The organism is Providencia sp. 21OH12SH02B-Prov (genome assembly GCF_027362595.1).
In the GTDB taxonomy this organism is placed as follows: Bacteria; Pseudomonadota; Gammaproteobacteria; order Enterobacterales; family Enterobacteriaceae; genus Providencia; species Providencia zhejiangensis.
Genome location: NZ_CP114796.1, coordinates 1,218,312 through 1,243,670, shown reverse-complemented (window position 1 = coordinate 1,243,670; position 25,359 = coordinate 1,218,312). Strand labels below are relative to the sequence as shown.

The window sequence follows — 25,359 nt, the reverse complement described above, 5'->3', positions numbered from 1 at the left end:
CTACACCTAATAATTTATTTCACATTAAAATGAAGCGCAGAAATCTGCGCTTCAAGTATTACGAGTTACTCAGATGCATAAGCAATAATAATTGGCGCTGAATATGAACCAACAGCAGGCACAGCATCAGTCGAACCCATACCAACCTTGAAAGAATAATTAGTTGGTTGTGTTGCAGATACCGTTACAGGAATGGCTTTATTAGCAACGACTTGGTCTGTTTTGCCATCTTCTTGCAACATAAAGCCAACTGTAGGGTCGCTACCGATAAAGATATTTTTTGCTGTGTTAGCCGTCGTGGTTGTGCCTTGTACATATAAAGCACCTTTATCTGAATCCGCACTACAATTTTCTAATGATACAACAAGCGCCGTATCACCATTTTGTACATTGGGTGTAAAGCTATTTTGAGCAAAAGTACCAACATTAAATACTGAGTTGCCACCATTTGCAGTGACATTACAAGTTACCGCGGTAATTACACCATTCAGTGTAATATTATCGCTATTATCACCAGCAGCAGCACCAAAGCTGACGCCAGTAAATAACATCGCTGTAATTAACTTAGTTTTAAAAGCCATGATATTCCTCATGAACAAGTAGTGATTAATAGAGCTTAAGTAGCCTCATAATAAATTCAAAATAAATAAGAAATAAAAGATCAGTGTAAGTAGAAATAATATTTACCCCTACCTATTAAAATAATAAATAAAAATACATTTATGTAAACACCTGCTTTTTTAATAATGATAAAACTAAACCTCATTATATTATTTTAACATTTATTTAAATCTAAATTTTCATTTAAAATACTATCAGTGAGCCAACCAAAGCAAAAATAAAGAAATCTAAATCCATAATAGTCAGTTTTAGACTATAAAGTTGAAATATAAAATTATATTTAATTAACTTGGTAGTTTTTTGTGTTAATTAAGTATTAACACTTAATTTTGTGAGTTTATAGTCACTCAAGATAATTAAATAATGTTGCTACTTTTGAAATATTATTTATCAAAATAGCTCAAAAAATTAATTAAGCCCGTTGCGTTACTATTAATAACATTTGAATTTTTATACTATTAATATTTTAAAAGCCGATATCTTTTAAGTGACTTAATTGGAATTTTTTAGCTGAATCGATACCAGCTTTATTTATTAATCCATAAATAAAGTAGGATGTTAAATGCAGAAAAAGGGAATAAAAAAACCCGTTAAAAATATTTAAACGGGTTAATCTAATCGTATGAGAGGTTATTTACGGCGCCAAGTTGTTCCTTGTGCACCATCTTCTAGCACAATTCCCATTGCCGTTAATTCATCACGGGCTGCATCGGCTAAAGCCCATTCCTTATTTTTACGGGCGTCATTACGCTGTTTAATCAGTGCTTCAATTTTAGCAACTTCTTCATCGCCTTCACTTTGTGCATTACCTTGCAAAAAGGCTTCCGGCTCTTGTTCAAGTAATCCTAATACACTGGCTAATTGACGCAATTCCGCTGCCAATTCATTCGCAGCAACCATGTTTTCTGCTTTTAAGCGGTTAATTTCGCGAGCCATGTCAAACAGGACGGAATAAGCCTCTGGTGTATTAAAATCATCGTTCATCGCTTCTTCAAAACGGTGCTTAAATACTTCACCACCCGCAGGAGCCACTGATTTATCTGTACCACGAAGCGCGGTGTATAAACGCTCTAAAGCCGTACGAGCTTGCTTTAGATTCTCTTCAGTATAATTTAATTGACTACGATAATGGCCAGATAATAAGAAATAACGCACGGTTTCAGGATCGTAATATCCTAGTACATCACGAATAGTAAAGAAATTATTCAGTGATTTAGACATTTTTTCACGATCAACCATCACCATCCCTGAATGCATCCAGTAATTCACATAAGGACCATCATGAGCACAGGTAGATTGGGCGATTTCATTTTCATGATGTGGGAACATCAAATCAGAACCCCCACCATGGATATCAAAGTGATTACCCAATGCTTTGCTGTTCATCGCGGAACACTCAATATGCCAGCCTGGACGACCTAAGCCCCATGGTGATTCCCAGCTAGGCTCACCTTCTTTTGACATTTTCCATAGTACAAAATCCATTGGGTTACGTTTAACATCAGCAACCTCAACACGCGCCCCTGCTTGTAGTTGTTCTAGATCTTGACGAGATAATTGCCCATAATCTTTATCTGTTTTCACCTCAAACATCACATCACCGTTTTCTGCCACATATGCATGGCCACGTTTGATCAGTAAGTCAGTAAGCTCGATAATTTCTTTAATATGCTGTGTTGCGCGAGGTTCACTATCAGGTCTTAGGATATTGAGAGCATCAAAATCCTTGTGCATTTCAGCCAGCATGCGAGTCGTTAACGCATCAACTGTTTCATTATTTTCAGCAGCACGTTTGATAATTTTATCGTCAATATCCGTCACGTTACGTACATAAGTGAGGTCATAACCCAGATAGCGTAAATAACGGCTAATGGCATCAAAAGCCACAAATGTACGACCATGACCAATATGACACAAATCGTAAATGGTGATACCACACACGTACATCCCTATTTTCCCTGGGTGAATGGGTTTAAACTCTTCTTTTTGGCGACTCAGTGTATTAAAAATCTGTAGCATCTGGACTATTCCGTTAAATGTGTACGTGTTTATCACCCATATACTCGACTCACTCCCAGTTACCGCGCGACGGATAGCATTCGCTCATCCTATGCTAGTATTTCGGAAGCTGCTCGCGATAGACCTATCGTGAATTCGCATCTCAAACTCTTTGGAGTATCGCTGGTTCAAGCTATTAAGGGATATTTCAATAAATATAAGGTATCTACCTACAAAATAGAATGATATTGAACCCTGAACACTATCAGAATGCAAGAAATACACATGATCTTTGTCATACTATCGCTATCGTTCAACGCATTGATAACCTAGACAGTGACTTCAAGTCGGGTTTTATCTGTGATATAAACTTCCTGACAACCACGCCTTCAACAGAAGGCGCAATAAATACAATTATTCAGGATAGCTATTATGGTGACTTTTCATACCAATCACGGTGACATTGTTATTAACACTTTTGACGATAAAGCTCCAGTAACCGTCGAAAACTTTTTGAATTACTGCCGTGAAGGTTTCTACAATAATACCATTTTCCATCGTGTCATTAATGGTTTCATGATCCAAGGCGGCGGTTTTGAACCTGGCATGAAACAAAAAGCAACAAAAGCACAGATCAAAAACGAAGCTAATAACGGCTTAAAAAATAATCGTGGTACTTTAGCCATGGCTCGTACTAACGATCCACACTCAGCTACAGCACAGTTTTTCATTAACGTTGTTGATAACGACTTCCTTAACTTCCGTTCAGAACACCCTGATGGTTGGGGCTACTGTGTATTTGCAGAAGTTGTTGAAGGTATGGACGTTGTTGACAAAATCAAAGGGGTTTCAACAGGTCGTAGTGGTTTCCACCAAGACGTTCCACGCGAAGATGTTGTGATTGAAAAAGTGACTGTTAGCGAATAATTCGACGCATAATATGTCCACTTATATCATTGCAGACCTGCATTTGAGTGAAGATGAACCGGCGATTACCGCCGGTTTTATGAATTTTATTCACCAACAAGCTATTGATGCCGACAGCCTGTATATCCTCGGCGACTTTTTTAATTATTGGATTGGTGATGACGATAAGACTCAGCTCCATCAACAAGTGGCTGAAGCCTTAAAAAGCCTTACTGACCGTGGTATCCCTTGTTACTTTATTCATGGAAACCGTGACTTCTTACTAGGCAAACGTTATGCCAAGCAATGTGGCATGACGATACTTAACCAAGAAACATTGCTTGAACTTTATGGTCAACGCGTGTTGATTTTGCATGGCGATACACTGTGTACCGATGACCAAGCTTATCAACGTTATCGTCAAAAGGTCCACACACCATGGATCCAACGTGTATTTTTAACTTTACCTCTATTTATCCGCCGACGTATTGCTGAAAAAATGCGTAAAAATAGTCAATATGCTAGCAGTATGAAAGCCGAATCAATTATGGATGTCAATCAGCAGGCCGTTATTGCAGCGTTAGAACACTATCAAGCGGACTGGATGATACATGGTCATACCCATCGCCCCGCTATTCATGAAATTGATGTCGCTGATAAACGTTATTATCGCGGCGTTTTAGGTGCATGGCATCATGAAGGCTCAGCATTTGTGATAAATGAACAAGGTATTGAGCTCATTTTTTTCCCTTTTTAATCTCTGATACGGTAACTCAGTAAATTGCTCAACCCGCATTCGTTTGCTGATATTTTAACCACGCAAACGTTTTCCTTGGCGAGTTACCATGATATGATCGGGGCAATTCATTTTTCCCACCTCACGGTGAAAATTTATTAACCACAGGGATTACACAAAATGACTGCTCAATCTGCGGCAAAAATCGCTATTGTTATGGGTTCTAAAAGTGATTGGACAACCATGCAACACGCTGCCGATGTCTTAACCGAGCTGCAACTGCCTTTCCACGTTGAAATTGTCTCAGCACATCGTACCCCCGACAAACTATTCTCCTTTGCGGAACAAGCAAAAAAAAATGGCTTTGAGGTGATTATTGCAGGAGCCGGCGGAGCCGCTCATTTACCGGGTATGCTTGCAGCAAAAACCTTAGTTCCTGTGTTAGGTGTTCCAGTACAAAGCGCTGCGTTGAGTGGTGTCGATAGTCTCTACTCTATTGTACAAATGCCTAAAGGTATCCCTGTAGGTACACTGGCAATCGGTAAGGCCGGTGCTGCAAATGCGGCACTACTGGCCGCACAAATTCTTGCGAATACTGATAAGGCGCTATTTGCTCGCTTAGCCGCTTGGCGTGAGGCGCAAACGAATGATGTGCTTAACAACCCTGATCCTCGGGAGGCACAATGAAACCCGTCTGTGTCCTTGGTAATGGTCAATTAGGCCGCATGTTGCGTCAAGCAGGTGAACCGCTTGGTATTGCTGTATTTCCTGTTGGGTTAGATGCGGAACCTGAAGCCGTTCCCTATCAACAAAGTGTTATCACCGCAGAAATTGAGCGCTGGCCTGAAACACCACTGACTAAAGAGCTAGCACTTCATAATGCCTTTATTAACCGAGATATTTTTCCTCGTTTAGCAGATAGATTCCCACAAAAAAGCCTCTTTGATTCGCTGGGTTTAGCCACCGCACCTTGGGCTTCTCTTGACGCTAAAGCGCAATGGCCTGAACTCTTTGCAACCCTCGGTGATTTCTTGATCGTCAAACGTAGAACGGGTGGCTATGATGGCCGTGGTCAATGGCGTGTTTCACCCGGCAACGAAGCGAGTCTACCTGATGAAATCTATGGGAACTGTATTGTCGAGCAAGGTATCCCTTTTGATGCAGAAGTATCCGTTATTGGCGCGCGTAATCGTGCGGGGGAGTGTGTATTTTATCCTATCACCCATAACCTACATCAAGAAGGTATCTTACGCACCAGTGTCGCTTTCCCCAACGCGAACCATTCACAGCAGCAACAAGCTCAGGCTATGTTAAGTGCTGTCATGAATGAGCTAGATTATGTTGGTGTTATGGCAATGGAGTGTTTTGTCGTTGGTGATAAATTACTTATCAATGAATTAGCTCCACGTGTGCATAACAGTGGTCACTGGACCCAGAACGGTGCCTCTATCAGCCAATTTGAATTGCATTTACGCGCTATTTTAGATTTACCAATGCCATCGCCGACAGTATTTAATCCTTCTGTTATGGTGAATTTAATTGGCACTGAGCTCAATCAACAATGGTTAAGTTTACCGTTAGTTCATCTGCACTGGTATGAAAAAGACGTTCGTCCTGTTCGTAAAGTTGGTCATTTAAACCTGACTCACAGCTGCCCAACTGAGCTTGCTGACAGCCTAAATTCGCTAGTAGAGCTGTTACCAAATGAGTACAAAAGTGGCATTGACTGGGCGAAAGAAAAATTAAACTGGTACTACAGCCAATAAATAGGGAAAATAGCGCCATACGATGCCCGATATTTTCGGGCATTTTGCATTTATATGGCTGCTTTTTTTACGAAAAGGCAGAGTTACTGGAGTTGACATGGCCGCGACAGATTCCCCATCCTTATTTAGCCCACTCTATCAGTGGAGTATCCTCATTCTTTTAGGGATGGTTTATTTTTTAGCCACTGCAACCACCTTTACGTCATTGGGTGTTGTCCTCCCCAGTATGATCGAAGAGCTGAAATGGAGCTGGACAGAAGCAGGGTTTGGTTTCACCTTATTAGGGTTAACCTGTGGTCTTGCAAGTTTCCTGCCCTCCTTGCTCATCCGAAAAATCGGCGTTCGCCTGACACTCCTTCTCGGTACGCTGATCTTTATTGCCGGTTTTTATAGTTTATATTCAACAGAAACCATTAACCGCTATTTTCTTGGCACAGCACTCATTGGTGTGGGTTTCACTTTACTGGCGACCGTTCCTGGAACCTATGTGCTTTCTCGCCTATTTGAAAAGCAGTCATTAGCCTTTGGTTTATATTTTACGATTGGTGGATTGGGTGGTGTCGCTGGGCCTTGGATCTATTTTTATGCATCAAATCAGTTAGGTTCGTGGCGTATGCATTGGGTACTCTGCGCTGTTTACCTTGGCATTGTGACATTCATTACCCTGTTAGCATTGCGTGAAGGTAATCGAGAACGAGAACATGCTAAACATGTGATGCAAAAACAGGTTAGCGACGGCAGTAAACCGATTTATCGCACTACAGAGGTATGGACAGTACGTCGTGCTTTGCGCACTTGGCAGTTTTATTTAATAGCAGCAACCTATACTTCATTTTTATGGTGCGGTATTACGGTTAACAGTTTCGCGGTTGCCCATATTGAAGAGCGCGGCTTTGGTATCACTATTGCCGTTTCATTACTCAGTACAATGGCTTTTGTTAACGCATTTTCAAGATTTATTGGTGGTGCCGTTGGAGAATGGTTGGAGCCCAAAAAACTGTTAATTGTTAGCCTGATCATTATGGTATTTGGGGTTATTTCATTAAGTATCGCAACCTCATGGTTATGGTTGATATTATTTGTGCTCTGTGTCGGTATCGGCTATGGCATGACTTTCTTAGCCTCCAGCGTTTTATTATCCAATTATTTTGGTCGTGGCCCCTATTTAGAGTTATTTTCCGTGGTGAATTTAATTTCTACTGTGGCGTGTTTAGCGCCATTTATTGCGGGTGCGATTAAGGATTATACAAGTAGTTTTACACCTGCATTTCTTATTATCGCCGCCCCTGTTGTCGTGATCCTCATGCTAACGTTAATGATGAAACCGCCTGTTTTATCCGCTAAAAAATGATGCCATTTATCACTGTAAGTCGTGAGTAATAAAATAAAAAAGCTCGGGCTACACCCCGAGCAAAAAAATCAAAATAGACAAGGAAAATTAAGGATTTAACAACGCAGGTACCTTTAATAAGATAAATTCATTATCATCCGCTTGATTAGGGTCACGGCTCGATGAAAATGGATAGTTATTATCATTACCGACAATAATATGTTCACTATCGACAACATCAACATTTTCAATCGTAAAGAATGGGAAAGTGAATACGCCATTATTCAACGGTTTCTTTGCCATTCCTTGCGGGTCTTTTATATTCATTAAATCGATATAGGCTTGTTTATCAACCAGTTTGCCTTGATTGGTATCCGAAAACTCAATACGATAAACACGCTTAAACTTCGCTAGTTGACTAAAACAATTTTGCGTCTCTGTGGCACTTTCAGGACAGGCTTTATCGGCTGTGCCTTCTCCATTATCACGCTCAATAATCAAACCGTGTGTATCATCAATCATATTGAAATCGCCGATGGCATTTTGATTATCTTCAAAGACATATAACCAACTACGTCCACTCCATTGCTGTTTTTTCACATCAAATTCAAGGATACGAGCGGCACGCTTGCCATCGACATTTTCATAATCTTGTTTCTCTTCATCCCAAATAGCCCCTTCAAGCATAGGGTATAGCTTAGTGCCATCTGGTGATGAGGCCATGCCTTCAAAACCTTTTGAACGGTTGACTTGAAAATGAATTTTATCCGTAGGTTTAGCAGGCGTGGTAACTTGATAGTGATCAGGTGAAATCACTTTTTTGCCATCAACGTGAGTTTCAAATAATGCGAGAACTTTGCCATTGAGGTCCATCTTAATTAAATAAGGACCAAACTCATCCCCTACCCATAATGCGCCATCCGCAAATTGAAAGCTTTCAGGATCAAAATCACTCCCTGTTAGATAACGCTTATCTGTACTTTCATTCATGATATGAAATGGAATGATTTTATCCGGGTCGTGGAAGAAAACAGTATTGAGTGGATTGGCTTGGCCGGTTTTAAAATCAATGTCGTATTGAGTTAAATACAGCATCGAGTCTGGTGAATTAACCTTATTGCCATAACCATTGTCGGTCAGTACCCAATAGGTGCCATCGGCCATACGTTTAATACCGGAATGTCCCTGTCGAGGTTGACCTTTAATCGGTACATGCATCCCAGTTGGACGATCAGCAGACTTCCCTTCAACCTTACCGAGTTCGTCAATACGATTTCCTGTCGTATATTTTCCGCTAACCTGTAAATCTAGTGGTGCATCAGTGGGCGCTGGTACTGTAGAATTGACCGATAAAATAGCGTGTCCTGCTAGTGTTGCAGAGACTTCTTGTTGAGCATACCCTGTGTTGGAAAATGCAATCAATGTTGCAAGTAACGATAATGTACGTAATTTTATGGTGCGGCGAGGCTGCATTATTATGTTCCCATCAAATAGTTAATCATTTATTGACTCGGGAATCATAAGCAGGATAAATGACAATTTAGTGATGGAATTAAGACAGTTATTTGAACAGCTTCTTACTCCTGCACTAGTCAAAAATAAGAAGCCGTATTCATAAAATAAATTAGCTATTTGGCATGCGACGATGTTGATTGCCAGTGCCTAACAAACGAATGCCAAGCCAGCTACCACAAATCGATAGCAGTAGCGCTGCACATAATGGCAATAATAACCACATTGACCACTCTGGCTGCCAAGGAAAATCAAACACTTTGGTTTGTAATAACCATAAAGCAACCTCTGCACCAAATGCCGCCGCAAGTCCCGCCATTAAGCCAAGTAAGGCAAATTCACTCCATAAGGTACGACGCATCAATTTTTTACTTGCCCCTAACGTGCGATAGACCACTAACTCGCGTTCTCTTTGGCTCATTCCGACTTGAATTTGCGCTAATAAAAGTAGTAAACCACAGAAAATCACGAGTACTACCATGACTTCAAGCGCTTGACTTACTTGTTGTAAAATTTGCTGGATTTGTGCGATCAAGGCACCAGTATCTAATACATTGATAGTAGGATAGTTACGGCTCAAATCCGTTAACAATTTGCCATTGCCATCATAGTAAAAACTGCTCATCCATGTCGCGGGGATATCGTTTAAAGTCTCCTCTGAGAAGATAAAGAAAAAGTTCGGTCGCAAACTTTCCCAGTCAACAGTACGAATGCTACTGACTGTTGCACTAAAGACTTGAGCTCCCGCATTAAACGTCAGTTTATCCCCTATTTTGATTCCTAGCTGTTTCACCACAGTTTGTTCAATGGAAACTTCTCCCTCTTTAGGCGGCCACGTTCCTTCATTCACCACATTGGCGTCAGGTAGAGAGGATTGCCATGTGAGGCTTAATTCACGTCGCACCGTATTATTGTTAGGGTCTCTCTCATCAGCCCACTCTATTGCAGAGGTATTATTTATTTTAGACAAACGAGCTAATACTACCGGATAAAACTCTGTCGGCTCCACTTGGTGCTTCGCTAACAGCTCTGTCACCGGTTTTATCTGTGACTCATTCATATTAATTAGAAAATAATTGGGGCTGTCTGCTGGCAGTTGCTGCTGCCATCTATCCAATAAATCCCCCCTCACTAAGATCAATAGTGCCAGCAACATGAATGAGAGCGAAAATGCACTCATTTGCGTAATTGTTTGTAGCGGTTGACGCAATAAACGGCTAACTGAAAGACGTAAACTCAATTGCTTAAACTTCAATTGCCGCAATAGCCACAAACCTAGCCACCCAATTAATGCCAATAAAACCGCGACGATCACAATACCAATCAAAATTGACCATAAAAGAGGGTTAACTCCGGCAAACAGAAAGAGTCCCCCAACAACGATCAAGCTGACGATTGGCAAATAATAATACAGCGGCCAAACAGGTGAAGGAGCATCTTCCCGTAAAACTCGTGATGGTTGCGTAGCCATCAATTGGCGATAAGGACGGATCCCGACAATTATGGCAATTATAAATAGCGTACCAATAGCCCAAACCCATGGCCATAAACTCGCTGAAGGAAGTGCTTTAGGTAACATTGCGCCCAGTATTTGCATCAAAATACCTTCGAACGCTAATCCTAACAGCGACCCTAATAGCGCCGCCGCCATTAATATCACTAACCACTGACCAATAACCCATTTTTGTAATGCTGAACGCCCAGCCCCCAACGTTTTCAATACCGCAATTAGTTGGTGACGACTACGACAATAATGGGTCATCGAGACAACCACTGCCGCGATTGCTAACAACAAGGTCAACAATACCGACAGCAGTAAAAATTGCTGAGCGCGTTGGAACGTTTTCCCTACTGCCCCGCTATTTTCTTTTAAGGTATACCAACGTTGGTCAGTTCTGAGTTGCTTATCAAACTGAGCCTCAAATGCATCAATAGCGGCACTATCGCCCGCAAACATATCGCGATAAGTTAAGCGGCTCCCTACCTGAACTGCTCCTGTCGATTCTGCATCGTCCAATGCAATTAACACTCTAGGGGCAATTTGAAATGGGTTAAAACCACTATCAGGCTCTTGAATTAATTTACCTGAAATTTTTAACGTGGCATCGCCAATATCAATATCATCGCCAATCTTTAAATTCAGTAACTCCAATAAACGAGGGGTGACTAAAATTTCCCCTTTCGTTGGGCGCAGCCCTGCTGGCTCAGTGATGAGCTCACCATACAGTGGATATGCCTGATCCGCCGCTTTCACTAGGACTAGTTGAGGGCGTAACGCTTCATCTACCGTTGAGTATGCCATGGTAGAAAACGACATTTGCTGGCTTAGCGTTAAGCCGTTATCTTTGGCTTGTTGTAACCAAGAGGGATCACTAGGATGAGATGAACGTAGCACTAAATCGCCTGCCAACAGTTCACGGCTTTGATAGCTCATGCTGTTTTCAATACGATCGCTAATGCGTCCTAACGCTAAAACACATGCCACTGCCAATGTTAGCGCAAGCCAGACAATCAAAAGTGATGGCGTTTTCCATTCTCGCCAAAACCAACGCCAAATCATGCCTCTTCCCTCAATACACCATCCACTAATCGTAAACGACGTTGGCAACGAGCTGCCAATTCATTGTCATGGGTCACTAAAATCAACGTCGTGCCATATTCTTTGTTCATTGAGAATAATAAGTCTGCAATTTTATCACCGGTATGACGATCAAGGTTGCCAGTCGGTTCATCTGCAAACAGAATTTTAGGGCGACCATTAAATGCTCTCGCTAAGGCGACACGCTGTTGTTCACCTCCTGATAATTGAGCTGGCATATGTTTTAATCGATTACCTAACCCCAATTCAGTCAATAAACTCGCGGCTTGTTGATAACTTGCAGACTCGGGCTCTCCGCGCAATAAGGCGGGTAACTGCACATTCTCTAGCGCATTGAGTGAAGGGATCAACATAAACGATTGAAAAACAAATCCAACACTCTGAGCACGGAGAAATGCCCGTTGTTCTTCATCCAGTTGAGTAAGATCTTGGCCTAATAGGCTGACGCTACCGCTACTGCCATCATCCAGTCCAGCAATGATACCGAGCAGTGTCGATTTACCAGAACCTGACTCGCCAATTAAAGCAATTGTTTGACCGGACTCGACAATTAGCTCAACACCTTGCAATATAGTCAATTCATGTTCACCTTGACCAACACGTTTAATGAGATGATGAACTTCAAGAATATTTTCCGCCGACATTTACTGGTATTTCTCCTGTTATTTGGCGCGAGTGGACCAGCACTCGCCACCACAAAACTATTGATCCTGGGTGACAGCCTAAGTGCAGGCTATCGACTACCGGCAGAGCAAGCTTGGGCATCCTTACTCGCCGAACGTTGGCAGAAATTGTCACCGCCCGTTATTGTTGTTAACGGCAGTATCAGTGGAAACACCTCCGCACAAGGACTGGAGCGTCTTCCTGCCTTACTGGAACAAAATAAACCCGACTGGGTGTTGATCGAGTTAGGTGCAAACGATGGTTTGCAGGGGTTATCTGTTCAACAGATGGAAAACACACTACAACAAATTATCGAACAAATAACGCAATCGGGCGCTAAACCGCTTTTAATGCAAATTCGTATACCGCCAAACTACGGTAAACGCTATACTTCTAGTTTTGAAAAAGTCTATCCAACGCTTGCGCAAAAAAACGCGGTTCCACTGCTGCCTTTTTATATGGAAACCATTATTACCAAGCCTGAATGGATCCAACAGGATGGTATTCATCCAACAGAAGAAGCTCAACCTTCTATTGCTGATTTTATGGAAAAACAATTGCAACCTTATTTATTTTCACCATCAGAATAAAGGTTTAAATAAGTGAGTAATAATAAAGCAATTTTTATCTCAATTTGAGCCTACAGGTAGGTAAAGTTATGCAAAAATCGGTATTTATCACTGGTGCATCTAGCGGTATTGGGTTGTGTGCAGCTCAAACCCTTCGCCAACGCGGCTATCATGTGATTGTCGCTTGCCGTAAAGAAGCCGATATTTTACGTCTCAAAGGATTGGGATTTGATGCTGTAGAGCTCAATCTTGATGATAACCATAGCATAGATCGCGCTGCGGATGAGGTACTCAGCCTCTGTCATGGTCGGCTTTTCGGATTATTCAATAACGCGGGATTTGGCGTCTACGGTGAACTCACTAGTATTAGCCGCCAGCAGTTAGAAGCTCAGTTTTCGACTAACTTTTTCGGAATACACCAATTGACCTTGCGTCTACTCCCAGCGATGCTAGCACATAATGAAGGGCGGATCGTCCAAACTAGCTCAGTAATGGGAATTATCTCTACGCCCGGCCGTGGCGCTTATGCAGCCAGTAAATATGCATTAGAGGCTTGGTCAGATGCACTACGTCTCGAATTAAAAGGGACCAACATCCATGTGAGTTTAATTGAACCGGGACCTATTCATACCCATTTCACCCATAACGTAGAACAGACTCAGCAGGATAAACCGGTTAAAAATCCAAGTATCGCACAACGTTTTACCTTAACCCCAGAACATGTGGTGGAAAAATTAGTGCATGCCCTTGAAAGCACTCGTCCGCGTATTCGTTATTCTGTTACGTTACTGACTGTTGCGGTACGTATTCTAAAACGACTCTTGCCGGACTGTTTAATGGATAAAATACTGGCGGGTCAGGGAAAAAAAGCTTGAAAAAAAACAAATTAGCCCCACGTATACAATATTAGAAACTTATTTGAAAGAGATATCTTATGCAAGCTTTTGCCCAAATCATCGATGTTAATGAACAAAACCTGCACCAAGTCGTAGAACAATCAATGCAGATACCTGTTATGTTCTATTTCTGGTCAGCACAAAGTCCACATTGCCAAGAGCTTGGCGCAACGCTCGACAAAATTGCCAATGACTATGCCGGCCTATTTATATTGGCTCGAGTTAATTGTGATGTAGAACAAAACGTTGCCGCTCAGTTTGGTCTTCGAGCAATCCCTACTGTCTATGTATTGCAAGAAGGTCGTCCTGTTGATGGTTTTCAAGGCCCTCAACCCGAGGAAGTCGTGTTAGAGATACTTTCACGCGTTTTACCAAGCCCTGAAGAATTAAAAGCAGCACAAGCAGCAGAATTGATCGCTGAAGGTAAGCACCAAGAAGCCTTACCATTACTGAAAGAAGCCCACCAGCTCAATGCTAAAAACAGTGAAATCACATTACTGCTGGCTGAAACGCAAATCCACCTGAATCAAGTTGATGAGGCTGAAACGACATTGTCATCTGTGCCAATGCAAGATCAAGACAGCCGTTATCAAGGCTTGCTTGCCCAAATTGAACTGTTAAGACAAGCTGCTGATACACCAGAAATTCAACAGCTACAACAGCAATTTGAAGCAGACCCGAACAATGCGGCTTTAGCAGTGCAATTAGCCCTAAAATTGCATGAAGTCAATCGTAATGAAGAAGCATTAGAAATATTACTAAACTTCTTGAAAAAAGACCTCAGTGCTGGAGAAGGCGCTGTGAAAAAAACCATGATGGATATTATGTCAGCGATGGGAACGGGTGATGCTGTCGCCAGTAAATATCGTCGCCAAGTGTATTCATTACTTTATTAAGTAAGGATTAATAATGGACTTGTTCGCGTTTGGTGCTATACCCATAATCATTTTTATCGCCATCGTTATTGTTTTTACCTGCGTAAAAACAGTACCGCAAGGATACCAATGGACTGTTGAACGTTTTGGGCGCTATACCCGCACATTACAACCGGGTCTTCATATCATTGTGCCTTTTATGGATAAAATAGGTCGTCGTATCAATATGATGGAACAAGTCCTTGATATTCCATCACAAGAAGTTATCTCACGCGATAACGCTAACGTAACGATTGATGCTGTTTGCTTTATTCAAGTCGTTGACCCAGTCCGTGCAGCCTATGAAGTCAGCAACCTTGAGCTATCTGTGCTGAATCTCACCATGACCAATATCCGTACCGTTTTAGGCTCAATGGAATTGGATGAAATGCTGTCACAACGTGATGCGATTAACTCTCGCCTGCTTCATATCGTGGATGATGCAACCAACCCTTGGGGCGTGAAAATTACCCGTATTGAAATTCGTGATGTAAAACCGCCTAAAGAGCTTATTAACGCGATGAACGCACAGATGAAAGCGGAACGTACTAAGCGTGCTGATATTCTTGAGGCAGAGGGTATCCGTCAAGCCGCGATCCTAAAAGCCGAAGGTGAAAAACAATCACAAATTCTCAAAGCTGAAGGGGATCGTCAGTCTGCATTCCTGCAAGCAGAGGCTCGCGAGAGAGCCGCTGAGGCCGAGGCTAAAGCCACCCAAATGGTGTCTGAGGCTATCTCTGCCGGTGACATGCAAGCCATTAATTATTTCGTTGCTCAGAAATACACCGATGCACTTGCCAGCATTGGTGCGGCAGATAATAGTAAAGTCATCATGATGCCTCTTGAAGCCAGTAATTTAATGGGGGCGATTGGCGGTATCTCTGAACTTATCAACCAGAGTAAAAACAGCAATAACAACACTAAAAAGCAGGAAAACTCATGATAGAACTTATCAGCGCTCAACCTGCTTGGTTTTGGCTATGCCTTGGTGGTTTATTGCTGATTGCTGAATTACTCGGCACCGGAGGTTATCTATTATGGTCAGGTATCGCCGCGGTAGTCGTGGCGATCACGGCATTGATCCTGCCTTTCCTTGGGTGGGAATGGCAAGGCATCTTATTTGCCGTCTTCACCATCGCTTCCGCGATATTATGGCGGAAATGGTTAAGTTCACGCAAAAATGTGCCCGCTGATGAGATAAACCAAAAAAGCCATCAACTTATTGGCGTCAAAGTTCGTTTACTCTCTGATACTGAAGAGGGTTTTAGCCGTGCACGTCTAGCGGATGGCAGCTGGCGAGTCTATAGTGAATTACCATTAAAAGCCGGAACTGAGGTGATTATCACCTCAGTTGATGGTATCACATTGCATGTTAAGCCTTGTCATGATGACAACAGCTCCGTGCAAGGTGATCAATAATCGGGCAATCAGCGCCCTCGTCACCAGGACAGGCATCCACTAATTCTTGTAAGGTATCCTTTATGGCAGACAATTTTGCAATTGTCTGCTCTAATTCAGCGATTTTAGCCATCGTCGTACTTTTTACGTCAGCACTGTGTCTCGCTGGATTACGAAACAAGCCTAGTAATTCGCCACACTCCTCTAAGGTAAACCCAACATCTTTTGCTTGCTTCAATAAGCCCAATTCATCGAGATGTCTATCCTGATAATAGCGATAACTATTTTCGCCCCGCTCAGGTGGCGTAATTAAACCTTTTTCTTCATAAAAACGAATGGCCTTTGCGGTAAGGCCTGTTTTTTTGGCAATTTCGCTAATATTCATCATATCTCTTGACCTTAACCTTGAGGGAAGGTTTAACCTTTTCTATATATCAAAATTTATATGATTTAAAAAACTCATTGAATTCTGTCATGATAATAAAAAAGACGGAATCAGTCATGAGTTTAGGAGATTTAACTTATGAGTAGCAAAATCATTCTCTCCCTGCAAGGACTAAGTTGCATGCACTGTGTGAATACAGTGACCAAAGCGCTCGAAGCTCGTTCAGATATTGAAAATGTCAAAGTCACGATCGAGTATGCCGTTATTGAAACTAATGCCAGTACGCAGTCGTTGATTGAAACTATTGAAGCAGCAGGATATGAAGCCAAAGTGGCTGAAAAACCGGATGTAACGCTACAGCTTTCCGGCCTAAGTTGCATGAACTGTGCAGGTAAAACTCAGCAAGCTCTTGAAGCCGTTGACGGTGTTGCCGCTGCTATTGTAGATACCCAACAAGCTAGCGTTTATGGTAATACAACCGCAGAAGCCTTAATTCAAGCCGTTGAACAAGCTGGCTATAAAGCGCAAGTCGCTGTGCCAAACCGTGTGAATTTAGCCTTATCAGGACTGAGCTGCATGAAATGTGCAGAAAAAACTCGCCTCGCCCTTGAAGCCGTTGAGGGGGTAGAGAAAGCAGATGTGAATACCGAGTCAGCTGTTGTCTACGGTAATGCTCCGGTAGAACAGTTAATTGCAGCAGTGACGGGAATAGGCTATCAAGCAACGCAGAGCGATGAAGATGACACGACTGCCCCAAAAACTGAGCCGCTGACCATACCAACTGAGCAACCGGAAACAAGCTCAGCGGCAATCTGTGATATTCCGGCACAGCAGTCTGACGTCGATGAACAACCTGAAATATCGCCAGCTGATGACAGTATTCAATTGCTATTAGATGGCATGACCTGTGCGAGTTGCGTTAATAAAGTACAAAAAGCGCTAACCAGCGTAGCAGGGGTTGAGAATGCACGGGTTAATCTTGCTGAACGCAGTGCGTTAGTCACTGGTACAGCACAACCCGCAGATCTCGTCGCCGCTGTTGAAAAAGCCGGTTATGGTGCAGAAATTATTCAGGATGAAGCGAAACGACGTGAACGCCAGCAACAAGTTGCAGATGCCAATATGCGTCGCTTTCGTTGGCAATCAGCACTGGCATTAGCGCTCGGTATCCCAGTCATGATCTGGGGTATGATGGGCGATAATATGATGTTAAGCCCTCAAAACCATTTCATTTGGCTGACAATTGGTATCTTAACCTTAGCTGTAATGGTATTTGCAGGTGGTCACTTCTATAAAAATGCATGGCAAAGCCTCAAAAATGGCAGTGCGACTATGGATACCTTAGTCGCATTAGGAACTGGGGCGGCTTGGTTATACTCGATAGTGGTTAACCTATGGCCTGAGCTGTTTCCAGAACAAGCTCGCCATCTTTATTATGAAGCCAGTGCGATGATCATCGGTTTGATTAACTTAGGCCATGCTCTTGAACAGCGCGCCCGTCAACGCTCTTCAAAAGCGCTGGAAAGGCTACTCGACTTAACGCCACCCACAGCGCGTGTGGTAACCGAGCAAGGGGAAGTCGATTTGCCTCTCGAACACGTTAAAAAAGGCATGATATTACGCCTAGCAACAGGGGATCGTGTTCCTGTTGATGGTGAAATCATAGAAGGCGAAGTTTGGTTAGATGAAGCTATGCTGACAGGAGAACCGATCCCTCAACAAAAAACCAAAGGAGATCAAGTTCATGCAGGTACTGTTGTGCAAGATGGAACAGTTCTTTTCCGTGCGGCAGCCGTCGGTAGCCAAACCACGCTTGCACGTATTATTCACTTAGTTCGCCAAGCACAAAGTAGTAAACCACAAATTGGCCAATTAGCCGACCGCATTTCCGCTGTATTCGTGCCTGTGGTCGTTGCAATTGCCGTCATCTCCGGCCTCATTTGGTATTTTGTCGGTCCTGCACCACAAATTACTTATGCCTTAGTGATTACAACCACGGTTCTGATCATTGCTTGCCCATGCGCATTAGGGTTAGCGACACCGATGTCGATTATTTCTGGTGTCGGGCGGGCAGCCGAGTTTGGCGTATTAGTACGTGATGCCGATGCCCTCCAGCAAGCCAGTGAATTAGATACCATTGTTTTCGACAAGACTGGGACGTTAACGGAAGGAATGCCACAAGTTACGGATATTCATACCTTTAATCATTTTTCTGAACATGAAGTGTTGCAAATTGCCGCCTCACTTGAAAGTGGCTCTAACCACCCGCTTGCTCGTGCCATTACTCAACGGGCTAAAGAACTTTCACTCCCAGCCAATGAGCAATTTAGAACATTAGCGGGTCTCGGTATCAGTGCAGTCGTTAATGGTCAAACCGTTTTGCTCGGAAATCAAAAACTCCTTGCACAAAGCGGAGTTAATACGAGCGAGATCGATACGGTCTTACATCAACAGGCTTCACAAGGGGTAACGCCTGTATTATTGGCTATCGATGGTCAAGTGGCTGCTTTGCTGTCCATTCGTGACCCATTACGTGAAGACAGTGTCAGTGCGCTAGCTCGACTGCATAAGCAAGGTTTCCGTTTAGTCATGTTAACGGGAGATAACCCCGTCACCGCGAAAGCCATTGCGAAAGAAGCCGGTATTGATGAAGTCATTGCGGGTGTCATGCCAGACGGTAAATCAGCCGCAATTGAATCATTGCAAGCCAAAGGCCATAAAGTTGCTATGGTTGGTGATGGGATCAACGATGCTCCGGCATTAGCCCGTGCAGATGTTGGTATTGCTATGGGCGGAGGTAGTGATATTGCTATCGAAACAGCTTCCATTACCTTAATGCGCCAAAGTTTACACGGTGTGGCCGATGCGGTTGCTATTTCTAAAGGTACCTTGCGCAATATGAAACAAAACTTGTTCGGTGCTTTTGTGTATAACTCATTAGGCATTCCAATCGCCGCGGGTATTCTTTATCCATTAACAGGCACCCTATTAAACCCTGTCGTTGCGGGGGCTGCCATGGCGCTATCATCGATTACGGTCGTGACTAATGCCAACCGGTTATTACGCTTTAAACCGAAACAAGACTAGTCGACAAGCTAAACCGCCCCAAGAGTGAGTTATTCCGCTATTGGGGCGCTTCATGTTGAAGCTTCCTAGCGCATATCCATTTTACTGCCATGAATCAGTCTCGTAATATTTCGAAGAAAAAATAGCGCAAAGTGAGTCGCCAAACGGAGTCAGATTGTTTAATCTAACGGATTGATATCTAAAGATGAGATGAGGAAATGACATGGCCAAGCTGCTCGAAAGTTTAAAGAACTGGTTACATACGGAAGCAGCCCCCGTCTATCCTTATCCTGCCGTTGATATTCGTTTATCAAAGAAACTCAAACTGCATATTGTGGGCAGTATTCATATGGGCACTGAAAATATGTTCCCCTTGTCTGAAATACTGCTTGAGAAGCTTAACCAAGCCGATGCTTTGATTGTTGAATCGGATATCACTGATATGCGTTCACCTTTCACTGCGGGTGAAAACGCTCACGTACCGTTACAAGAACGCTTAACGGCTACTGAGTACGCTTTGTTACTAAGCCATTGCCAAGAAATACACCAAGAACCAACACAGTTTGATTCCCTTCCCTCATGGCAAGTTGCTTTAATCCTACAAGCAACCCAAGCTCAAGGCCTCGGTTTACATGGGCGCTATGGGATTGATTATCAATTATTATGTAATGCACAATCGCAACAAAAAAAGATCATTGAACTTGAGGGTATCGATACTCAAATCGAGTTGCTATTAACATTGCCTGAGGAAGGCCTAGCCTTACTAAGAGATACGCTGGTACATTGGCGTACTAATGCCCGCTCGCTACAAACTATGATCAGTTGGTGGTTAGATTTCCAACCAAATAATGACGTGACATTACCTAAAACCTTCAGTGATGAGGTGTACCACATACTGATGGAACAACGTAACCAAGCTTGGAGCACTAAGCTTAGATCATTACCTGATGGTTATTATGTTGTCGCGGTTGGAGCGCTACATTTGTTTGGTGATGGCAGCTTAGTTGACCATTTACGCAATTGAAAAATACAGGTAAATATATGACTCCTGCTGTCAATCTACTGGAAAAACAAAAGATAAATTTTAAGCTTCACCCTTATGAACATGACCCGAATGTCCATAATTTTGGGGATGAAGCCGTGAATAAGCTCGGTTTAGATGCAAAGCAAGTCTTCAAAACCTTATTGGTCGCTCTTAATGGTGATCAAAAAAAATTAGCCGTTGCGGTTACCCCTGTGTCGGGACAATTAGATTTAAAATTGGTCGCCAAAGTCTTCAACGTGAAAAAAGTTGAAATGGCTGATCCACAAGTCGCGCAAAAAACAACGGGCTATTTAATCGGTGGCATTAGCCCACTCGGCCAAAAAAAACGTTTACTGACTGTCATCGATAGCCAAGCTCAACAATATCCGACGATATTTATTTCTGGGGGAAAAAGAGGATTAGATATTGAGTTAGCGCCACAAGATTTAGCTAATGTGCTTAATGCTAGCTTTGCAGAAATAAAAAAACTTTAACAGCTTGATTATGTGACTTCGCACCATCGTTTTTACCTCCTATATATTGCCCATTAATATTTGATGGGCACCCCTCTTCGAGATAATACATTAACCCATTGATTTACATAGAGCCATTAATTATCCATCAATAAAAAAGCCTATTATTTCATTCAGATTATACATAATATAAATACCAACTTAATTATAAGTTCTTTAATAGTTAATATATAAAAGTTTTATTTTTATTAATGTTCTTGAACTATAAAATTTACCATCTAATATTTATTTAATCTTTATGTTTATATAAAAAACACGATTATTCATGGTGATAATATTCAGTCATTATAATTTATATATTGTCTAACTTGGGAAATATCGTTTTATTTTATTGGTGTAAATGTAACGACTCGCAATTAGCTTAATTATCAACATCACTAAAGGAGAACATATGTTATCCGTTGGAATTCAATCGATTGCAATTCATTTACCTGAAGGAGTACGTACCAATGGATGGTGGGATAAAGACGCTATCGTTCGTCGTAAACCTTCCCTTTCTCGATCTCAACCCTCCCCCCCTCATTTTTATGATGACGCAATGAAACCTTATCTATCTGACACTTTTCTCGGTAGCGTGGAACGTCGAGTTGTCATCAATCATGAGAGTGCCTCATCGCTTGGTATCAAAGCCGCCACGAAAGTGTTAACAGCGGCCAAAATACCCGCAAGTGATATCGATTGTCTCATCGTGACCTCTCTCTTTGACGATAACATCGGTTTCGGAGATGCGGGGTATATTGCTCATGCATTAGGGATTGGTGGCGGCGCATTCAATATTTCAGCCACCTGTAATGGCTCAATGTCGGCTTTCCTCACAGCCTGTGGGTTAGTCCAAAGCGGACAAAAAAAGAGAGTATTAGTGATTGCGACGGCCCAATTTTCTCGCCTATTTGATGCAGATGATCCCGCTTTGCGCTTTTATGGCGATGCATCTGCCGCTTTCATTGTTGGTTCAGTCGAAAAATCATTTGGCCTGCTTAGCACTGAGTCTATTCATCTGGGGGAAACATGCGGAACGTGGCACTTAGATGTCATTGAAGGTCAACAGACTCCCATATCTCAACGTCTTCGTTTACGTATCGATGATACGGTGTCTCAAGTACTACGCGCCACGTCAGAATATTACCTGAAACGCACCGTTGGCAGCGCGTTGTTAAAAGCCAACGTAACGATTGAACAAATTGATTGTGTTGCACTAAATACACCTACAGCTTGGCATGCAGAGTTTTCTGCCAATGCGTTAGGCATAGCAAAAGAGCGAGTGGTGAATACTTTTCCTCAGAACGCGTATAGTGGCCCCGCAATGGTTCCTATCCATTTATACATGGCTGCCACACAAAAACTGATCAAACCCGGCTCACTCGTTGTCTTATACGCCTATGGGGGGCACTCTGAAGCGTCTGCCGCTGTACTACGTTGGTCCGATGTTAGCCTTGGCGAGCCGCCAGCGCCCGCTTTCGTGGTTGATCACGAGCTAACCTTGTGATTTACTTTTATATATCAACACGATTTGATGCGTGTAAATAATCTCTTGTTGGCATTATCTTTATTCTACATAATTATTTTATGTAGAATAATATCGCGGTAGGCTGCTTAGGTGTGTACCGATGACATCGACTCATCGCTCATTATGTCAACGCTCCATGACTAAAAAGATCTAAAAGGGATTTATCATGGCAGTTGATGAAAATGGTTACATCAGCACACTACACAATAACACCACCCAAACCACATACCAAGGCATAGTATCCTTTGTTCAGGCGGAGCTTTTGGCTGAGTATGGGGAGGCTATTTGCAGTATTTTTATTTATGGTAGTGTAGCGCGTGGTCATGCTATCCCCTCTATTTCAGATCTCGACTTGTGTGTTATTTTCAATAACAACATCAGTGAAAACGAGACGCTAGCTCTTGAATACATTGCGCAAAACAGTATTCAGCATTTCCCTATCATACCTAAAATTGATTTTGATATTGCCACCAAACAGGAGGTTCTCGCCCCCAGTAATATCAATAGTTGGGGATACTGGTTAAAACATCATTGCCGAATCATTTATGGCGAAGACCTTTCTCTCTTCTTTCCTCGATTCCGTCCATCAAGGGATATCGCATTAGCCGTTAATAGTGACTATCATTCTGTTCTTTTAGAATATCGCCAAAAAATAGCCAACACAGACGATCACTCGACATACTTAACATTATCAAAACAAGCCGCCAAAAAACTAATACGCTCTACCAATATCTTACGAACATTTCATGATAATGATTGGCCTGATACGCTCAGTGAACATGTCAGTCGATTGAGTGGTAAATACCCTAAGTTAGAACAGCAATTACCCTTTTTTATTGAACAAATTCAGTTAGGCATTCACTCGAAACACGACTTCATTGCACATTTACAAGCCGCCTTAACCTGTTTATTACAAGAAGACAAAAGCATAATGCCATATGAAAAAACCTGATCCCAGCCACTGGCTAAGATCAGGTTTTATAGACTATATCGGCTTGGTAAAATTAATTAACCAATTATTTTTTATAAATAATTTCACCTTTTGGCTCATAGTCTGCCGCTTTTAAAGGTGAGTGTTTCTCAATATAACCTTTCAATACCTCCGCATCGACAAATCCTGTATTAACATAATTAGGATGATTGTCGATTTTTGGATAACCATCTCCTCCAATCGCATTGAAATTTAATGTCGCCATGCGATAGGTTTTTTCAGGATCAAACGGTTTGCCATCAATTTTGACATCGCTAATGCTACCGTCTGTGTTTAACGTCAGGCTAACATGATAAAATTGTGCATAAGCCCCTGAATCAGGCTTCATATTCGCAGCGGCCTGTAAATACTCGAGTACTTCATTCCCTTTAAAATCGATATAGACCAATTCATTCGTAAAGGGTTGTACTTTTAAAACATCTTTGTACGTAATATCACCACTTTCAATCGAGTCACGTACACCGCCACCACTCATAACAGCAAAATCAGCATCTGCACGCTCTTTTTGTGCCGCTAACAACAAATGCCCCATGTTAGTCTGGACAAAACGGACTTTACTGCGATCGCCTTCAAGCTTCCCTTCAACAGAACCGACTTTTACATTCAGTTGCTCACCCCCTTTTTGTTGATAAGGGGTCAATAACTTCATCATGTCCTCATTGTGGGCTATTTCTTGAGTGTAATAGACACGCTCGCTGGTTCCGTCCTCTTTCGTGATTTTCTTTTTCAAATTGATCGGGATCAGTTGGTAATGTTTTAGCGTGAATTTACCATTCTTAAATTCAAAATCAGCACGCCCCACATATTTGCCCCATTCATGAGCCTGAACGATCCATGTGCCATTTTGGTTATCAGGCGCACAAGGGGTACCAGGAACATAATCGACTTGTTTATAGTTTTTGTTCTCGCTGGACATACAGACGGGATCTTGTGAGTGACCGCCCACAATCATATCCAAATAGCCTTTAGGTAAGCTACGAGCCATTTCTACGTCACCGGGAGCATTTGAGCCATGCTGACCGTTGTCGTAATGCCCCATATGGGTAGCCGCGATGATAATATCTGGTTTTTCTGTAGCGCGGAGTTCTTCAACCACTTTTTTCGCTTCAACCGCCGGTGTTCTAAACTCAACATCTGGGAAGTTTGCAGGATTTCCTAGTTTCGCCGTATCGTCAGTGGTTAATCCTAGAACTGCAATTTTGACACCTTGTTTATCGAATATTTGGTAAGGTTTAAATAGACGCTCACCTGTGCTGGTTTGATAGATATTGGCTGATAAGAACGGAAAATTAGCCCATTTTTCTTGTGTGCGTAGTACGTCTAGTGGGTTATCAAACTCATGGTTACCCAGCGCCATTGCATCATAACCGACTAAGTTCATCCCTTTAAAATCTGGCTCAGCGTCTTGCAGATCAGATTCGGGGACACCGGTATTAATATCACCACCGGAAAGCAATAATAAGCTGCCACCTTGCTTAGCCACTTCATCACGAATTTCATCCACAACGGTTTTCTGAGCTGCTAAACCATATTCACCGTGATCGTTATGCCAAAAATGACCATGATGGTCATTCGTATGTAAAATCGTGATATTGTATGTTTTATCTTTTTCCCAAGCATTTGCCTGTGCGATAGGCAACAGTGCCAAAGATACCGTCAATGCGCATACCGATGCTTTAAAGGTTAAATTCATCTTTTTCTCCCTGCCTATATCTCAAATTTTTATGGTATGTTTAGGTTCTAGCCCTAATAGTAAATGCTAATTTATAGCATAAAACTGCGATCATAATTGGATAACCTATGCGTTAAATGGTGCTTGTTTCATTAAACTGAGACATTAATCAACATTAATAACGATGGTGACTTTTTTTATCGTGATATTTATTAGTTCAATTAAATGACAAATACGCTATATTGATAACAATTTAGCAACACAACTATGAAA

22 protein-coding genes are annotated in these 25,359 nt (G+C 42.2%); 15 read left to right on the top strand and 7 right to left on the bottom strand.

The genetic code is table 11. The annotated features are described in order from the left end of the window. Positions 1-65: 65 nt before the first annotated feature. Together O7C57_RS05975 and cysS are read right to left on the bottom strand one after the other, a co-directional pair. Positions 66-581, bottom strand: a complete 516-nt coding sequence (locus O7C57_RS05975; protein WP_230085842.1) for a fimbrial protein — start codon at positions 579-581, stop codon at positions 66-68. 670 nt (positions 582-1,251) lie between these two features. After that, positions 1,252-2,640, bottom strand: coding sequence for a cysteine--tRNA ligase (cysS, locus tag O7C57_RS05970; protein ID WP_154623281.1), 1,389 nt, complete (start codon positions 2,638-2,640; stop codon positions 1,252-1,254). A 411-nt stretch (positions 2,641-3,051) separates the two neighbouring features. Here cysS and ppiB point away from each other — a divergent pair, with 411 nt between their 5' ends. The 5 genes from ppiB to O7C57_RS05945 all read left to right on the top strand — a co-directional run bounded on the left by ppiB (position 3,052) and on the right by O7C57_RS05945 (position 7,378). After that, the gene (gene ppiB, locus O7C57_RS05965) at positions 3,052-3,546 is read left to right on the top strand and encodes a peptidylprolyl isomerase B (protein ID WP_154623280.1); all 495 of its coding nucleotides are present in this window, start codon (positions 3,052-3,054) and stop codon (positions 3,544-3,546) included. Between the two features lie 13 nt (positions 3,547-3,559). Continuing rightward, positions 3,560-4,282: a UDP-2,3-diacylglucosamine diphosphatase gene (locus O7C57_RS05960; RefSeq protein WP_154623279.1), complete on the top strand. Its 723-nt coding sequence runs from the start codon at positions 3,560-3,562 to the stop codon at positions 4,280-4,282. Positions 4,283-4,441: 159 nt separating this feature from the next. Then, a complete protein-coding gene (purE, locus tag O7C57_RS05955) occupies positions 4,442-4,948 on the top strand; it encodes a 5-(carboxyamino)imidazole ribonucleotide mutase (RefSeq protein WP_163860847.1) in 507 nt (168 codons plus the stop codon). Beyond that, positions 4,945-6,027, top strand: coding sequence for a 5-(carboxyamino)imidazole ribonucleotide synthase (purK, locus tag O7C57_RS05950; RefSeq protein WP_163860846.1), 1,083 nt, complete (start codon positions 4,945-4,947; stop codon positions 6,025-6,027). The genes purE and purK overlap by 4 nt, the downstream gene beginning before the upstream one ends. A 97-nt stretch (positions 6,028-6,124) precedes the next feature. After that, positions 6,125-7,378 (top strand): CynX/NimT family MFS transporter, encoded by a 1,254-nt coding sequence (locus O7C57_RS05945; RefSeq protein ID WP_154623276.1) that lies wholly within the window; start codon positions 6,125-6,127, stop codon positions 7,376-7,378. An 87-nt stretch (positions 7,379-7,465) separates the two neighbouring features. Here O7C57_RS05945 and O7C57_RS05940 read toward each other — a convergent pair whose 3' ends face one another. The 3 genes from O7C57_RS05940 to ybbA form a co-directional block, all read right to left on the bottom strand. Further along, on the bottom strand, positions 7,466-8,830 hold the full coding sequence (locus O7C57_RS05940; RefSeq protein ID WP_269723769.1) for an esterase-like activity of phytase family protein: 1,365 nt from the start codon (positions 8,828-8,830) through the stop codon (positions 7,466-7,468). A gap of 151 nt (positions 8,831-8,981) precedes the next feature. After that, positions 8,982-11,429, bottom strand: a complete 2,448-nt coding sequence (gene ybbP, locus O7C57_RS05935; RefSeq protein ID WP_269723768.1) for a putative ABC transporter permease subunit YbbP — start codon at positions 11,427-11,429, stop codon at positions 8,982-8,984. Then, complete coding sequence (ybbA, locus tag O7C57_RS05930) at positions 11,426-12,112, bottom strand: putative ABC transporter ATP-binding protein YbbA (protein WP_154623273.1); 687 nt, start codon at positions 12,110-12,112, stop codon at positions 11,426-11,428. Before ybbA ends, ybbP begins: the two co-directional genes overlap by 4 nt. Between ybbA and tesA the strand changes: the two genes are divergently transcribed. The 5 genes from tesA to O7C57_RS05905 all read left to right on the top strand — a co-directional run bounded on the left by tesA (position 12,083) and on the right by O7C57_RS05905 (position 15,929). Further along, a complete protein-coding gene (gene tesA / locus O7C57_RS05925) occupies positions 12,083-12,721 on the top strand; it encodes a multifunctional acyl-CoA thioesterase I/protease I/lysophospholipase L1 (RefSeq protein WP_195848160.1) in 639 nt (212 codons plus the stop codon). The two genes, ybbA and tesA, sit on opposite strands and share 30 nt — an antisense overlap. 68 nt (positions 12,722-12,789) lie before the next feature. Then, positions 12,790-13,575, top strand: coding sequence for an SDR family oxidoreductase (locus tag O7C57_RS05920; RefSeq protein ID WP_163860843.1), 786 nt, complete (start codon positions 12,790-12,792; stop codon positions 13,573-13,575). 59 nt (positions 13,576-13,634) lie between these two features. Next, positions 13,635-14,492, top strand: a complete 858-nt coding sequence (locus tag O7C57_RS05915; RefSeq protein WP_269723767.1) for a co-chaperone YbbN — start codon at positions 13,635-13,637, stop codon at positions 14,490-14,492. 13 nt (positions 14,493-14,505) lie between these two features. Beyond that, positions 14,506-15,453: an SPFH domain-containing protein gene (locus O7C57_RS05910; protein ID WP_154623269.1), complete on the top strand. Its 948-nt coding sequence runs from the start codon at positions 14,506-14,508 to the stop codon at positions 15,451-15,453. Beyond that, positions 15,450-15,929, top strand: a complete 480-nt coding sequence (locus tag O7C57_RS05905; protein ID WP_196713416.1) for an NfeD family protein — start codon at positions 15,450-15,452, stop codon at positions 15,927-15,929. Before O7C57_RS05910 ends, O7C57_RS05905 begins: the two co-directional genes overlap by 4 nt. On the opposite strand, the gene cueR is transcribed toward O7C57_RS05905, so the two are convergent. After that, positions 15,883-16,293 (bottom strand): Cu(I)-responsive transcriptional regulator, encoded by a 411-nt coding sequence (gene cueR / locus O7C57_RS05900; protein WP_154623282.1) that lies wholly within the window; start codon positions 16,291-16,293, stop codon positions 15,883-15,885. The two genes, O7C57_RS05905 and cueR, sit on opposite strands and share 47 nt — an antisense overlap. A gap of 138 nt (positions 16,294-16,431) precedes the next feature. On the opposite strand from cueR, the gene copA reads away from it, so the two are divergent. From copA to O7C57_RS05875, 5 genes are all read left to right on the top strand, one after another. After that, positions 16,432-19,380, top strand: a complete 2,949-nt coding sequence (gene copA, locus O7C57_RS05895) for a copper-exporting P-type ATPase CopA (protein WP_269723766.1) — start codon at positions 16,432-16,434, stop codon at positions 19,378-19,380. A gap of 202 nt (positions 19,381-19,582) precedes the next feature. Further along, entirely contained in the window at positions 19,583-20,383 is an 801-nt protein-coding gene (locus O7C57_RS05890) for a TraB/GumN family protein (RefSeq protein ID WP_154623266.1), read from the top strand. Between the two features lie 17 nt (positions 20,384-20,400). Then, entirely contained in the window at positions 20,401-20,877 is a 477-nt protein-coding gene (gene ybaK / locus O7C57_RS05885) for a Cys-tRNA(Pro)/Cys-tRNA(Cys) deacylase YbaK (protein ID WP_154623265.1), read from the top strand. A 430-nt stretch (positions 20,878-21,307) separates the two neighbouring features. Next, positions 21,308-22,402: a 3-oxoacyl-ACP synthase III family protein gene (locus tag O7C57_RS21585; protein WP_269723765.1), complete on the top strand. Its 1,095-nt coding sequence runs from the start codon at positions 21,308-21,310 to the stop codon at positions 22,400-22,402. 187 nt (positions 22,403-22,589) lie between these two features. Then, positions 22,590-23,375 (top strand): nucleotidyltransferase domain-containing protein, encoded by a 786-nt coding sequence (locus tag O7C57_RS05875; RefSeq protein WP_269723764.1) that lies wholly within the window; start codon positions 22,590-22,592, stop codon positions 23,373-23,375. 64 nt (positions 23,376-23,439) lie between these two features. Here O7C57_RS05875 and ushA read toward each other — a convergent pair whose 3' ends face one another. Next, entirely contained in the window at positions 23,440-25,107 is a 1,668-nt protein-coding gene (gene ushA / locus O7C57_RS05870) for a bifunctional UDP-sugar hydrolase/5'-nucleotidase UshA (protein ID WP_269723763.1), read from the bottom strand. Positions 25,108-25,359 lie beyond the last annotated feature (252 nt).